This window comes from Leptospira fletcheri (genome assembly GCF_004769195.1).
Classification (GTDB): domain Bacteria; phylum Spirochaetota; class Leptospiria; order Leptospirales; family Leptospiraceae; genus Leptospira_B; species Leptospira_B fletcheri.
Map to the genome: position 1 here is coordinate 144,126 of NZ_RQET01000007.1, position 14,366 is coordinate 158,491.

Annotated in this window: 10 protein-coding genes; 7 read left to right on the forward strand and 3 right to left on the reverse strand. The window is 47.6% G+C overall.

The annotated features are described in order from the left end of the window. Positions 1-56: 56 nt before the first annotated feature. From EHO60_RS10555 to EHO60_RS10575, 5 genes are all read left to right on the forward strand, one after another. Positions 57-1,466, forward strand: a complete 1,410-nt coding sequence (locus EHO60_RS10555; RefSeq protein WP_135768155.1) for a flavin-containing monooxygenase — start codon at positions 57-59, stop codon at positions 1,464-1,466. A 191-nt stretch (positions 1,467-1,657) separates the two neighbouring features. After that, a complete protein-coding gene (purB, locus tag EHO60_RS10560) occupies positions 1,658-2,959 on the forward strand; it encodes an adenylosuccinate lyase (protein ID WP_135768156.1) in 1,302 nt (433 codons plus the stop codon). 5 nt (positions 2,960-2,964) lie between these two features. Next, a complete protein-coding gene (locus EHO60_RS10565; RefSeq protein ID WP_135768157.1) occupies positions 2,965-3,726 on the forward strand; it encodes a Rossmann-fold NAD(P)-binding domain-containing protein in 762 nt (253 codons plus the stop codon). Beyond that, entirely contained in the window at positions 3,723-4,799 is a 1,077-nt protein-coding gene (locus EHO60_RS10570; protein WP_135768158.1) for a helix-turn-helix transcriptional regulator, read from the forward strand. The genes EHO60_RS10565 and EHO60_RS10570 overlap by 4 nt, the downstream gene beginning before the upstream one ends. A gap of 119 nt (positions 4,800-4,918) precedes the next feature. After that, positions 4,919-5,737 (forward strand): sterol desaturase family protein, encoded by an 819-nt coding sequence (locus EHO60_RS10575; RefSeq protein ID WP_135768159.1) that lies wholly within the window; start codon positions 4,919-4,921, stop codon positions 5,735-5,737. A gap of 9 nt (positions 5,738-5,746) precedes the next feature. Here the strand turns inward: EHO60_RS10575 and EHO60_RS10580 are convergent, their stop codons facing one another. Genes EHO60_RS10580 through EHO60_RS10590 form a run of 3 tightly spaced genes read right to left on the reverse strand, consistent with a single transcriptional unit; the run spans position 5,747 to position 10,774 of the window. Continuing rightward, on the reverse strand, positions 5,747-7,759 hold the full coding sequence (locus EHO60_RS10580; RefSeq protein WP_135768160.1) for a PAS domain-containing protein: 2,013 nt from the start codon (positions 7,757-7,759) through the stop codon (positions 5,747-5,749). A gap of 41 nt (positions 7,760-7,800) precedes the next feature. Next, positions 7,801-9,759, reverse strand: coding sequence for a hypothetical protein (locus EHO60_RS10585; protein WP_135768161.1), 1,959 nt, complete (start codon positions 9,757-9,759; stop codon positions 7,801-7,803). Next, complete coding sequence (locus tag EHO60_RS10590) at positions 9,740-10,774, reverse strand: glycosyltransferase family 2 protein (protein ID WP_135768162.1); 1,035 nt, start codon at positions 10,772-10,774, stop codon at positions 9,740-9,742. Before EHO60_RS10590 ends, EHO60_RS10585 begins: the two co-directional genes overlap by 20 nt. A gap of 182 nt (positions 10,775-10,956) precedes the next feature. On the opposite strand from EHO60_RS10590, the gene EHO60_RS10595 reads away from it, so the two are divergent. Together EHO60_RS10595 and EHO60_RS10600 are read left to right on the forward strand one after the other, a co-directional pair. Then, a complete protein-coding gene (locus tag EHO60_RS10595) occupies positions 10,957-11,298 on the forward strand; it encodes an STAS domain-containing protein (protein WP_010411951.1) in 342 nt (113 codons plus the stop codon). 16 nt (positions 11,299-11,314) lie between these two features. Then, positions 11,315-14,365 carry an LIC_11026 family protein gene (locus EHO60_RS10600; RefSeq protein ID WP_135768163.1) on the forward strand — a complete coding sequence of 1,017 codons (3,051 nt, stop codon included), beginning with the start codon at positions 11,315-11,317 and terminating at the stop codon, positions 14,363-14,365. Position 14,366 lies beyond the last annotated feature (1 nt).

Consider the following 14,366-nt stretch of genomic DNA (forward strand, 5'->3'; position numbering starts at 1 on the left):
ATGCGATCATTGATCATGTTTAAAATGAGAACAATGCTCATTTTAAGAGGAAAGGTATGAATGAGAAAATTGCAGTTCGACCGAATTCGAAAGAGTCCGGAGTTTATTGTATCGTAGGAGCGGGGCCGGCCGGATTGTCCATGGCAAGGTCCTTGGAGTCGAAAGGAATTCCGTTTCATATCTTCGAAAAGCATTCGAATGTCGGAGGCATTTGGGACATCGACAATCCCGGATCGCCGATGTACGAAAGCGCTCATTTTATCTCTTCCAAGTATCTTTCCAATTATGTGGATTTTCCGATGCCGGAGGATTATCCGGATTATCCTTCCAATCGTCAGATCCTGGCCTACCACCGTGCTTTTGCGAAGGAATACGATTTGTACAAGCATATTCGATTTAACACCTCGGTTCGTTCGATAGAAAAGAAAGGATCCAAATGGTCGGTCACTTTGGAGAATGGGGAAACTGCATTGTACGAAGGAGTGATCTGCGCGAGCGGAATTACCTGGTCTCCGAATGTGCCCAAGTTTCCCGGGCAAGACACTTTTAGGGGAGAGATCCTCCATAGTGTAAAATACAAAGAGCTATCCTTGTTCCGGGGAAAACGGGTATTGATCGTCGGGGCGGGAAACTCCGGTTGCGATATCGCCTGCGATGCCGGGGTCGCAGCGGATCAGGCTTTTATCAGCGTTAGACGAGGATATTATTTTATACCTAAACATATCTTGGGAATGCCTGCGGACGTTTTCGGCGACGGAGCCCATTGGATTCCGAATTGGTTCTCGCAATGGGTATTCGGAATCATCTTGAAATTCCTTGTGGGAGATCTGACGAAGTTGGGGCTTCGCGCACCCGATCATAAAATTTTCGAAACCCATCCGATCCTGAACGATCAACTCATACACAATCTGCGTCACGGAGACGTGATCGCAAAAGGGGACATCGCGCGTTTGGACGAAGAATACGTGGAGTTTCAGGACGGATCCAGAGAGAAGATCGATCTTATCGTTCTCGCAACCGGCTACCATTGGTCCATTCCGTACATGAACGAAACGTATTTCGAATGGAAGAACGGTCGGCCGGAACTCTATCTGACGCTTTTTAATCGCAACTATGAGAATCTCTACGCTTTGGGTTACATGGAGACCGACGGAGGGGCGTATAAGATGTTCGACGAAATGGCGAATCTGATCTCCTCTTATATAGAGGCGAAACGGAACGGGGACGCTTCCGCGGAAAAATTCGAACGTTTGATCCGAAGCGACCGGCCGTTATTGAACGGTGGAATCAAATACCTGAATACGGGACGCCATTCCGTTTACGTCAATCAGGTCGCGTTTAAAAAATACCGTTCCAAAATACAAAAGAAAATGGGTTGGCCGGAACTGAAAACCGGCCAATTTGAATCATTAAAAAAACGGAATGAATTTACGAAACCCGGCGAGCTCGTAGGAGCTAAGGTATAAGTTCACGTAGTTTTTCGGGTTCCTGGATTGCCAGGATTGCCCTGAGAGGAGGGAGGGATCGGAGAGTCATCCGGACAAATCTGGATACAAACTCGTTCTTCTGTGCTTCCCTCCCATCTTCAAAAACCGTTTACGGATCGACCTCGGATAAAAATCCTATCAATGGGGATATTTCCCCGGGGAAATCGGGAATGATAGATCGATATTCGAATCCGGAAATCGCTAAGATTTGGGAATTGGAGAATAAATTCGAAATCTGGAAGGAGATCGAAATCCTGGCCACCGAGGCAAGGATGAAAAAAGGAGAGGTCCCGAAAGAGGATTTCGAGGAAATCCGATCCAAGGCCAAATTCAAGGTGGATGAAATTTTGGAGATAGAATCCAAGGTCCATCATGACGTGATTGCCTTCTTAACGAATATGAATTCCTATATAGGTCCGGCCGGACGTCATGTACATTACGGACTAACGTCCTCGGATATAGGGGACACCGCTCTTTGTGTGCAGATGGTCCAAGCCATGGATCTGATTCTGAAAAAGACGGAAGAGCTCATTCTTGCCATTCGTGAAAAGGCGATCCAGTTCAAGGACCTTCCTTGCATCGGAAGATCCCACGGCATTCATGCTGAGCCCATGACCTTAGGTCTGAAGTTCGCCCTTTTTTACGAAGAGATGAAACGGAACCGGGATCGTTTGAAGGCCGCCAAAGAGGAGATTTCCGTAGGAAAACTTTCCGGAGCCGTCGGCACATACTCCAATATAGAACCTGACATAGAGGAGTATGTCTGCGGAAAGCTAGGCCTCAAGCCGGATCCGATCGCAACTCAAGTAGTATCACGCGATAGACATGCTGCCTATATGTCCGCGTTAGGAGTCACTGCGGCTAGTTTGGACCGCTTTGCAACGGAGATCCGTCTTTTGCAAAAAACGGAGGGAAGGGAAGTGGAGGAACCGTTCGCTGCGGGACAAAAAGGATCTTCAGCCATGCCTCACAAACGGAACCCGGTGATCTGCGAGAGAATTTCCGGAATTTCAAGAGTGATCCGGTCCAATGTTCAGACCGCATTGCAAAACGTCCCGCTTTGGCATGAAAGGGATATTTCCCATTCTTCCGCAGAAAGAATCGTGATCCCGGACTCTACGATCGCGTTGGAATATATTTTGGATAAGATGCTCTTTGTGGTCAGGAACCTCCATGTTTACCCTGACGCGATCGCGAGAACTTTAGGAATCACAAGGGGTTTGATTTTTTCCCAGAAGGTGCTTTTACATCTTATAGAAAAAGGCGGAATCACCAGAGAGGACGCTTATGTGATCGTACAAGGACACGCGATGGAAGTTTGGGCGGATCCGGGTAAAAATCTGAAGGATTGTCTCGCCGCCGATCCCAAGGTCCAAAATGCGTTAAGCAAAGCGGACTTGGAGGAGATTTTCAGGATCGAACCTTACCTATCAAAGGTGGGATTGATTTATAAGAGACTTGGCCTAGATTGAGTCTTATGCCCAAGCACGCGATTTTAGGTTTAGGTTATACCGGTCTGCGAGTACTGGAATCGTTACAGGAAGAGTTTCAGATATCCTCTTTTTCCCGTGAGACGACGGTCGCCGACTCCGAAATTTATGATTTCGGCAACGCGGAAACCGTCCGAAAGTTCGTCGGCGAATACGAAAATTCCCCTTTCGATTCCTTGATTATTACGTTTCCCTTACATTCCATTCCTACGAAATACGTTTTGCCGAAGGCTTTCTCGAAAGTCTCCCGTCGGAAATGGCTTTTGGGAACTACTAGCATCTACAGGAGAGAGGGGGAAATTCGGGAAAGCACGCCTAAGAATCCGGAGCACGAACGATTCGAAATCGAAGAGAAATTTCTGGAATCGGGGGGAAAAATACTTCGCCTGAGCGGAATCTACGGACCTTCTCGGAATCCGGCGGATTGGATCCGCAAGGGATTGGTTCGGAAATCCAAGAGGCAATTGAACCTATGTCATATCTCGGATATCACCGAAGTCATAAAGGGAATTCTATCGGATTCGCAGGACATACTCCCCCCCGAATTGGTTTTTTCGGACAACCAATGGCATACTTGGTGGGAAATCTTCCAATTTTTAGAGGAAAAAGGTCGTATATCCAACTATCCCGAAGTCGAGCCCGATCGAGAAGACGCGTTCGTAGATAGCGATCTGATTCGGAAATTTCTTCCTGGTTTACAAACAAAGGACTTTTGGAGAGAGTTGGAAAAACTGGAAGAGTCCCCTTGATCTCCGAGATCACAAATATCCTTCATTATTTTTGTCTCTCCAACCTGATTTTCCTGATAGGGTTGTTCGCTTGGAAATACAATTACGATCTCAGGATCCGCATTGCGGCCGGATTTTCATTCGGAATCGTTTCCTACATTATCCTCAGTCTGGATCCGGATCTGAGGATTTCCTTTCCGCTCCGTATCGTATTGTTTGCTGGGTTGCTCAGTTTGCCGTTCTTTTTTTGGATCCTGAGTTCGGCGATTTTTAAGGACCATTTCCGGCTCAAAGCCTGGCATTGGCTTTTGCTTTTCGGGAAGATTGCCGTTTCCGCCTTACTCGTCTATCCGGTTTTGGACCAGATCAGCATGAGGGGACCCATAGAGTCGGAAACGGTTTTGGCTCATATCATCGTTCCCACTTTGATCTCTCTGGCTTTCGTTTTATTCGCGATCTTTCAGACATACTCGGGTCGTAAGGACGATTTGGTGGAAACACGCAGGAGATTACGCGAAGTACATATACTGATGACAGGGAGCGTGATCACGTTCGGAATCTTTTCCCACTTGATCCTGAGGGGAAAAACGCTGTCGGAAGTTTTGGATTTGATCAACGTCCTGCTCGCATGGGGATTGATCCTTGCGTTCATGTATTTGGTACTGGAATTGAAGGATGGTCTTGTCGATCCGGAACCCTCGATAGAAGCGGACGAAGAAGAAAGGACCGTCCAAGCGGATCCGATCCTCAAGAAGAAACTGGTGCTGGCCTTCGAAGAGGAAAAACTCTATCGCAAGGAAGGACTGACCATCGGTCAATTGGCGGAGGATCTGGAAGTGCAGGAATACAAGTTAAGACGACTGATCAACCAAGCCATGGGTTTCCGCAACTTTCCGGATTTCTTAAACCGGTACAGAATCCAGGAAGCTTGCGAAATCCTGCTGGATCCGGAAAAAGACGAATTGCCCATCATTCGGATCGCCATGGATTTGGGCTATCAATCCCTGGGCCCCTTCAATCGCGCATTTAAGGAACTCACCGGGGTGACCCCTACGGAGTTTCGTAAAAATCGAGAAAGACAATTGCAGACCTAATTTCCGCCTGAAATCCTCTCCGATTTCGGAATCGGCTAGAGTTTTTCAGGATTGTCTGGCCTCGGAAAGGTCTCATCGTATAGAATCAAAGGACGAAAAACCTGAACTCGAGGTGAACCATGACGGAATTAGTGCAGAAATACGGATTGGACGGTTATTATCTTTTTTCCCTTGTCACCCTTTGGGTGAGATACTTGATCATGGCGGGGTTGGCATACGTTTTCGTCTGGCTGCTCTTCCGTGATAAATTGAAACATAGGATCATCCAATCCAAACTTCCGGAAGCGGACAAGATCTGGCACGAACTCAAATATTCCGCGCTAACTTTGTTCATCTTTGCTGCCTCGGGAGTGCTGGTGTATCTGATGAAAGAGCAGGGATGGACTTTATTGTACGATAAGGTTTCCGATTACGGGGTCCCGTATCTGGTCTTCAGCATCGTGGCCCTGATACTCTTGCACGACACGTATTTTTATTGGACTCACCGTCTTATGCACCATCCTGTTCTATTCAAAAGAATGCATTTGGTGCACCATAAATCCACCAATCCTTCCCCCTGGGCCGCTTTTTCCTTTCATCCATACGAAGCCGTTATAGAGGCGGGAATCGTTCCCCTAGCGGCGCTGATTCTGCCCTTGCATTCCGCGGCTCTGCTCGTCTTCTTTTTTTACAGCAATTTTCTGAACGTGTTAGGACACCTTTCTTTCGAGCTGTTTCCGAAAGGGTTTTTAGACAACAGGTTCCTGAGCTGGCACAACACTACGACGCATCATAACATGCATCATAAATACTTTAACTGCAATTACGGACTTTATTTCAACATTTGGGATAGGTTGATGGGAACGAATCACGTCAAATACAAAGAGACGTTCCGAGAAGTGACGAATCGGCTTCCTGAAGAAGCGCCGGATGCGAGACCGCAGGGAGCCGGAGTATAAACCGGTACTTTAGCTTAACATAGGAAATCTGACTCGAGTGGCGGTTCCTTTCGGACAAGGGATATCGGTGACGGTTCCTTTCAACTGCTTTGCCAACAGATCCACCAGCTCGAGTCCCATGGTATCCAGAGCGTCTTTCCGATTCTCTTTTCCTCCTCCGTTGTCGCTGACTTCCAAGTGGATCCAGGAATCTTCCCTGTAAAAGGAGATTCCCAGGCGCTTCGGTTCGGAGGAAGATCTGTCCGCGAACGCGTGCTTAAGAGTATTCGTAACCAATTCGTTTAATATGAGTCCGATGGGGATAAAGGCATTCTGTTTCACAGGAATGGATTCGCATCTTAGGTCTATACCTATATCGTTATGATCGAAACCGTAGGATCGTAGGAGACTCTCCACCAATTTACTGACATATTCCGGAAAAAATTCGTCGCTTACCGACATCCTCCCGTATAGGGATTCGTGCACGTAAGCCATAGACTGTATTCGGTTTTGGCTTTCGAGCAACACGGATTTCGGTTCGAGGTTTTCGCTCTTATCCAATTGGAGGGAAAGAAGACTGGAGAGGACTTGAAGATAGTTTTTGACTCTGTGATGTACCTCCTTCAACAAAAGTTCTTTTTCCTTCAAGGTTTCCGTCATGATCTCCTCGGCGGCTTTCACCTGACTGAAATCGTTGATAAAACCTTCGAGAGCCACGATTTCTCCGTTTTCGCCTTTTACCGCGGAGCCTTGTTCCCAAAACCATCGGATTTCTCCGTTGCGATGATGGATTCTATAAATCAATCGATAAGCCTTATTCGCGTTGATCGCTTCGACAACGTCGTCGTAGACTTTCTGAGCGTCTTCCGGATGGATGATGCTTCCGAACGACACCGTCCGATTGTAAACGAAATCGGAGGGAGAATACCCCGTCAGTTCGAAGCAGCCTTCGCTCATGAACTCCATGGTCCAGTCCATATCCACTTGGCATCGATACGCGATTCCTGGAAGATTTTTCATTAAGGTGGAAAGTTGGCGTTCCCGTTCTTTAAGCGTTCCCTCCGCTTTTTTGAACGGGGTGATGTCGGTGCTCATGGCCAGAGCGCCTTCGTAATTCCCGTGGATATCGAATATGGGACTGCTGGACATGAGGAGCCATACCGACTCTCCCATTTTGTTCTTAAAATGGAATTCGTGGATTTCGCTGATTCCTAGTTTTCGATCCTTAAGTCGCCTGTCCAACAGGGATCGATTTTCGGGAGCGACAAAGTCGTACAAGGATTTTCCCAAGAAATTGCGCTGAGGGATTTCCAGGAATTCGCACATTTTTTGATTCACAAAGGAGGTATTGGCGTCCTTGTCGATCATCCAAATCCCTTCCTGTGTCGTCTCTATGATCTTTTTATAATTGTTCTGGGTCTGTAGAAGGGCCTCTTTGAGTTCCTCGAAAAAAGCCAGTAAGATCGCGATCGCGGAAGCCATTCGGAAAAAAGTTCCTAAGAGAAAGCCGAAATGTGCGAATTTGACGGAACTCCGGAGGAAGGGGTAGTTCAATACGTGGAATCCCCAGAGCAGGAAGATCCATCCCGCGATTTTCTTGCCTAGGTTATCATGACTGTTCCTCAGGAACACGTAGCCGGTATAGCCCATCGAGATCCCGACCAAAAAATAAATCGGGGATATGAATAGATCGCTCCTATCGTTGACGAGGTCCAGATAGATTGCCCAAGTTCCCACCGTAGCGAATATCCCGATCACGAATCCCGGGGTTTTACGTTTCAGGAAATTCATGCAACCGGCCAGTTGAAAACACGCCTGAAGAAAATCCACGGTCACGTTCGGATAATATCTATAGATCGTTTCCGCTTCCGTGATCCTGAGGATATTGCCTACATAAAAAAGAATGTGGAAGAACCAACAGATCGCCCAGAGCAAAAGCGCCCTTTGCTTTTCCTTATAATATAGATAAAGATAGATCGCGAATAAGAGGAATCCCGCCGGAAGAGAGGCTAGGATTGTCGGCAATAGCCAGGGATGCGACACGACTTAGTCTCCCGAATCGAAATTTTCCGAAAGAAAGGAAATTACATTTTGATTAGACGATATTCTTTTATGCAATATTGCCCGCTCTCATGTCTATGTTCCGAAATAAGAGTTGCGGAATACCCCAAAGACTCGGTTCTTTTCCGGTTCTTTGTCGGTAATTCGCAATTCGGTCCGATATAAACCAATGTATCAAATTCTTCCCAATTCCTCCAACGATATTTGTTATCGTTTCGGAATTTCCCTTTTTCCAGCGTTTTCAAACGCATTAAAAGATCGAACTCTGAGGCGAGGAGTCTTCCCGGAGTCTGGAAATTTTCCTCTTCGTGAAAAGCGTTGAAGGCGATGTATCGACCTTTCGGATCCAAAAATGCGGCAAAGTCTCTTGCGGGTTGAAAGGCTTTTTCTTCGAAACCTTTCAGACAAAAGGCATGAGCGGAGCCGTAAGAGTCTCGGAGAAGTCCGCCGGGGCGGAAAAATAACGAAATCCCCCATCCGAATGTAACGAGAGAAATCATTAGCGCGACGTATTTCGTTCTAGCCTCTTTTGCGTCGCGGATCGCACGAAAGAACCATAGGCTCAGAATCCAAATGAGGGCAGGCAAGGGATAGAACACGTGTCTCAATTGCTTGTTTCCCGTGCTCAGATCGATGACGATGTACTGCAAAAAAACCACGGCAGTCACCGCGAAAAGGGGATCGCGGAGGGCTCTCGGCCAGGACAATTTTTCCAATTTTTCTAATATGCCGTTCGATCCCTCGGTACGCTCGGCCGATTTCGTTCCGTCGGAAGTTCCCTTTTGTCGCTTTTTCCAGATTTCAGAATAAGACCAGTAAAGGATCCATGCAAGTGCGAGGACGAAAAACGTCCGGAAAATCCAGGGGTGGTCGAAGACGTGGCTGGCCGGAACCTTATCGCTCTGAGATTCGAAAAGGCTGAGTATAAAACTCCGCACGAATTTGTTCACGATCATCTGGGCGTTCACCAGGCTCATGACCCGATCCAGGTTCGCGAACAGCCAGACGAAGCAGGGGAAAATCGCGTAAATATAAAGAATTCTTAATGAAGGAGGGGCGACCGTTTTTACAGTCTTTCTGTTGGCGAATAGGAAATAATTGAAATCCAGGAACAGGATTACTGTCAGAAAATATAAGATCTTCTTGAAGTTCTTTTGGTCTAGATTCCAATCCGTGACCACTCTTAAAAGGGGAAGGGAAAAAACCATTCCCACGACTAGGATCAAAAAAACGAGTCTGAATCCCTTGTAATGCGTCCGGATCGAAAAGCGTAGAAATCCGACAAGCTCCGGAAAACGGGACAAGGCTTCGTATGCGAACAAGGAAATGAAAAGAAGAAGTCCGTACGGGTATTTGGTAAAAAAAAGCGCCAACAAGGAAACGGAGATTCCGATCCGAACCGATGTATTTTGCGGATCCAACTCGGAACCTGCAGGCAGGTCCTGTACGGAATCGTAAAGTCTGTACAGAGAAAAATACACCCAGAGCAGAACGAACATCCCTTGGGTTTCCAACATGGAAGAGAGACTATAGGCCGGGGTCTCCGTTGTATGTAGGGTCATCGCCAGAACGAAGGCGGAAGCGATTCCTGAAAATAAGAGAGAGCCAGTGACCCGAAAGCTGATAAAGACGAGTGTCGGAAAGCAGAGAGCGTAAAATACCAGCCCTAAAAAAGAATCCTTCCAAGTGATCGGCCAATCTCCCGGTCCCCAAAGTAAAAATAAGGAGAGGATGGAACGCAAAGGGGGCCAAGTGGAGGCCTCCAGGAAAGGAAAAAATCCCCTCCAGTACCTGCCGTCCCGGAAGTCCTGGTACTGGTCCAGCAATTGACTCAATCTGATATTTTCGTCCCAAGTGAGGAGGTCCTTCATCGGACAAAGATCTAGGAAAAAGGTCCAATGTTTCCAGACCATTGTTCCCGTTAGGATAAGAGCCGCAGATATCGCGAACGCTCCTAGGACTCTATCCGCGAGACGATTCATTCTTCCTCCGTGCGTTTTCACGATCAACGCGGGAGTGTTTCCTTTGCTCTAGCGTTTCGACGGAGTAGATCTTTTCGATCACATAGAGTGGGCGGTTTTTGGTCTGGTCATTGACGCGACTCAGGTATTCTCCGATCATTCCCAAGGCTAATAGCTGGACTCCTCCCAGCAGCAGGACTACGACCATGACGGAAGTCCAGCCTTGGATCGTATTGTTCGTGAACAATTTCAGATACAGTATATAGATCGAATACAAGGAACCCGCAAACGCGGCGGAAAAGCCCAAATAAGAGGATAATTTCAAGGGAGCGGAAGAAAAAGATGTGATCCCGTCCAAAGCGAATTTCAGCATCTTTCCGACGGAGAACTTTGTTTCTCCGTCGAACCTCTCGTCCCGATCGTATTCCAGTCCCGTTTGCCGAAAACCGATCCAGGCGATCAAGCCTCGGATGTACCTATGCTGTTCTCTCATAGAGACCAACACGTCCGTTACCCGCCTGCTCATGATCCGAAAATCTCCCGTATCGATCGGAATATCGAATCTAGTAAGTTTCTTTAAAGTTCGGTAAAAAAGATGGGCGGTCAGAAGTTTGAAAATGGATTCTCCGTCGCGCGTCCTACGTCGGGCGTAAACCACGTCGTATCCGTCCTTCATTTTTTCGAATAGATCCGCTACGAATTCCGGAGGGTCCTGCAAATCCCCGTCCATAACCGCCACGTTTTCCCCCCTTGCGACATCTATCCCGGCGGTGATCGCAAGCTGGTGCCCGTAGTTTCTGGACAGGTTGATTAAAAAGAAGCCTGGGGTGGATCCGCAGAACTTTTTCAAAATCTCGGCGCTATCGTCCCGTGACCCGTCGTTGACGAAAAGGATCTCTGCGTCTTCCGGCCGGAAGGAGAATCTTTTTTTTAAAATATATAACAGAGAGTTCAGACGTTTGACGAGTTCGGGAATCGTTTTTTCCTCGTTGTAAATCGGAATCACTACGGAGAGGAGGGGTGGTTTGGAAGCCATCTTGACGTTGGTACGATGTTGCATTCCGGCCAAAATGTCGACCATAATTCAAGGGGACGAAAATCTGCGGATTGCTTTTCCCTGTCAGTAGGACCGGATTTGGGAGGGAATCCGTAAAAAAGGACTTTACAAGACGACTAGAATGCAGATCCTATATTTGCACAAAAATCCAAGAAAGGGTTATGAAAATCAAAGTCACCACGAAAAACGACGTCCACATCATCAAGATCGAAGGACCCATCAAAGCAGGTAACGAATTCGAGCTTGGACAAAAAATCGAGGAGTACATCTCGAAAGGTGACGTCCCCAAATTTATCATCGATCTGAAAAAAGTGCCTTTCATCAACTCCGCCGGATTGGGAATGTTCTTGAACATTTACAAACACATCGACGGGCTCAAAGGAAGAATGGTTTTTACGAATCTGAATTCGGACATTGAGAATTTGATGGAGATTACCAAACTTGCTAGCATTTTTGAGATTTATAAAACCTTAGAAGAGGCTATCGAGTCTTTCGAATATTGATCCTTTAGAAAACCAGGTGTTCCCATCGGTTTTTCAGATTCTGTTAAAGCGAAAAATTCTATTATCCGTACTCTTCGTACTCTTTCTTATCTACCATTCCATCTTCAATTCCTTTACCGGACAGATTCTCTTCGATAGGGTTTTTGTGCCGATGGTCCGGGGGGAATTGAGGGGAAAGATCCGAAAGTTCTCTCCCTTATACGGTATACGGATCGAGGATTTGGCTCTCGGAACTCGACCCGAATGGGGCCCCGACCCGGTTTTGCAGGCAAAGGGTCTGGAATTCAGTTACAATCTTCCTTATATTCTCTTCGGACGTTTGAAGATCTCCCGGATTTCTCTCGAGAATGCGACCGTCCGACTGAAAAAAAAGAAGGGAATCTGGAACGTAGCAACCTTGCTTTCCGGTTCGGATTCCGGAGGGAAAGAGAAAGCGAGCCCGCCTCCGGCAAAAGAATCACCAATCTCCGTCATCCGCACGTATCTCCCGGTCAGCGCCTTTGCAAGGTTGGAGTTGAAGAATCTAGACTTCGGCATTTCTTCGGAGGAGGGAGGCAAGTCAACCGAAGTAGGGATGGCGGGACTGGATTTGGATCTGGAAATAGATACCGAAAGATTTTCCTCCGTTCCTTTGAATCTTTCCGCCCTAGGGCTCATCGACGATTTCAAGCTCTCTCTGAATCCCGAAAAACCGATTCGAATCCGCTTCCGAGATCCTCTCCGACAGATGGACCATCCGTTTCGGTTGACTTGGATCTGGGAACGCTCGGACACAAGGCACCCGTTCCGTTCTAAAATGGACATAGGTGCGGACAAGATACGATTGAAAATCGCGGATCGTTTGGCGGAACCTTTCGGATTTTCTTTCCGGTACGACCTGGACTATTCTCCCGTCTCCAAAGAAATCGTTTTAAAAAATCTGAAACTGGCAGTGAACGAAGATGAATGGTTGGAGGGGGGAGGCAGGATTTCCGGAATCGGGTCCGAACTCCAAAATGTACATTTCGCTTTGCAAAAGTCCTCGATTCGATTGGCTCCGATTTCCGGATTCCTGACGGACCTAGGGATTCGGGGAATCTCTCTCCAGGGAAATGCGTCTCTGGCTCCTCTTTTGCTCGAGGGTACCTCCAAAGAACTGCGTGCAACGGGAGAGGTGAAAGCCTCCGGTCTGGATCTTAGGATCGGTGCCAAGGCGCACAGTATCCAGGAGTTGGATCTGGATTGGGACGGAAGATTCCGTCCGCAGCCGACGGAGGAAGCGACAGCGGAGAAACCTTTGCCTTGGATCTCTCTTCTGGAGATCAAACGTCTGAAAGCCCTATATAACGGTTCAAGTCTGGCGGGAACCTTTTTCTATTCGGGCGATTCTTCCCTCGCTGCGCCAGCTCTCGATTTAAAGCTGAAACTGGACCGCTTCTCCTTGGCTCCTTATGTTTCCGGACTGTCCGGTCTGCTGTCCGTCGATTTGAACGTAAAGGGAAGGGATTTTTCCGATCTAAATGCGGGTTTGTCGCTGAAACTATCCGATTTTCGTTTTCCTTACGGGCGGGGAAATTCCGGAAATATCGGGTTAAATGCAAAAGGAAATTATACATTCCTTTTTTTTAAAAAACCTTGGGCCTTGGAAAGGATCAAGGCGACTCCGGTTTCGGTTTCGGTTTTTTCTCCGGACGGGGAACGTGCACTCTTTCTGGAAAGTTTCGTCGAGATTGGGATCCGGGATTCCTTGGCTTTGAGTGTGGGTGGATTGAAGATCGAAGCGGATTTGGATGAGCTGATTCCCCCTCTACCCCTGGCATTGCGGGAATCCTTGATTCCCTTACGGTCGCAGATCGGTTCCCGCTTATCTCTTGGCGGAAATTTGAACTATGTTAAGAAGGAAAAGAAGCAGGGAATCGACGGAAATATACGTCTGAATCTTCCCGCTTTGGAAATCAAAGACGGGAAACTGAATCTTTCCGCAAAGGTGGAAGGAACTCCCCCGGATAAGATCTTCCTGGATCGGATGGATTTGACTGCCTTTTCCGGGAAGCTGGCGCTTTCCTCCCAAGGGATTTTGACTCGGGCCAAGCCGGGAGAAACCGCTGCCCTGGGAGATTTTTCCCCCGACTTAAAGGGAAGTCTTAAACTTATCTCGGCGGAGGACGCCTATCTGATTAAAGGTCTTACGTTCCGAGGAGATTTGCGCTTGGGTTTCGGGTGGCAAGGATCGGATTTGAGCGGAACACTTACTTCCAAGGATTCCAGTCTGTACGTGAGCAACCGTCTCTGCCCGAGCCCGGAATGCAAGCTCTATCGGATCGACGGGTTAAACGCAACCGTACCGTTTCAACACGATCTTTCCGTCAAGGAAACCCGGAATCTGATCGAAGGGAACAAGAGAAAATTCGTGCTGAATTACGGACGAATGCCGGAACCGAACTTTACGATCCGCGAAATCGTAGGGACTCATCCGTCTTTGAAAGGGGTTCCCTTCGAATACATTAAGCCGAAAACGGACTCACCCGGTCTTTCGGCGAACCTAAGTTATTCAGAAAATTATTTACGAATGGATTTCCTGAAGATACATACTCTTGACGGGGAAGTACTGGGAAAAGACGTGATCGTGAACGTCGGCTCGGGAGATCCGGAAAGAATGGAATATTCGATGGAATTAAGGGTCAAGGACATAGATTTAAAACAGCTTCTTCCGGGGAGAAGCCGAGGGAAGATCGACGACGGGAAAATCAAGGCCGACCTGAATCTTTGGGGCCGAAATCTGGGGGACCCTATCCCGAACCTGAATCTGTTTTTCAGCGTATATCAGATAGGACGCGACTTCGGAAAGAGCGCGATCAATATATTCGCACCTTCGAATTTATTGACGGACTTTATCTATACCAGTTACGCGGTGGATAAGATAGAACTGGAACTTTCCAAAGGTCTCGTGTACGCGGTGATCCTTTTTAAACGGTCCGTCCTGGGAACCCTTGTAAATCTTGAGAACAACCAGGTTTCTCAACAGAGAATGCCTTTGGCCAATTTTCTGAACCGGGCGCAGAGCGAGATTGAAACCTATAACAAATGAC

What these genes read in the sequence shown, in the direction of transcription:
- EHO60_RS10555 (WP_135768155.1), top strand. Translation starts at nt 57, where the DNA reads ATGAATGAGAAAATTGCAGTTCGACCGAATTCGAAAGAGTCCGGAGTT.
- purB (WP_135768156.1), top strand. Translation starts at nt 1,658, where the DNA reads ATGATAGATCGATATTCGAATCCGGAAATCGCTAAGATTTGGGAATTG.
- EHO60_RS10565 (WP_135768157.1), top strand. Translation starts at nt 2,965, where the DNA reads ATGCCCAAGCACGCGATTTTAGGTTTAGGTTATACCGGTCTGCGAGTA.
- EHO60_RS10575 (WP_135768159.1), top strand. Translation starts at nt 4,919, where the DNA reads ATGACGGAATTAGTGCAGAAATACGGATTGGACGGTTATTATCTTTTT.
- EHO60_RS10585 (WP_135768161.1), bottom strand. Translation starts at nt 9,759, where the DNA reads ATGAATCGTCTCGCGGATAGAGTCCTAGGAGCGTTCGCGATATCTGCG.
- EHO60_RS10590 (WP_135768162.1), bottom strand. Translation starts at nt 10,774, where the DNA reads ATGGCTTCCAAACCACCCCTCCTCTCCGTAGTGATTCCGATTTACAAC.
- EHO60_RS10595 (WP_010411951.1), top strand. Translation starts at nt 10,957, where the DNA reads ATGAAAATCAAAGTCACCACGAAAAACGACGTCCACATCATCAAGATC.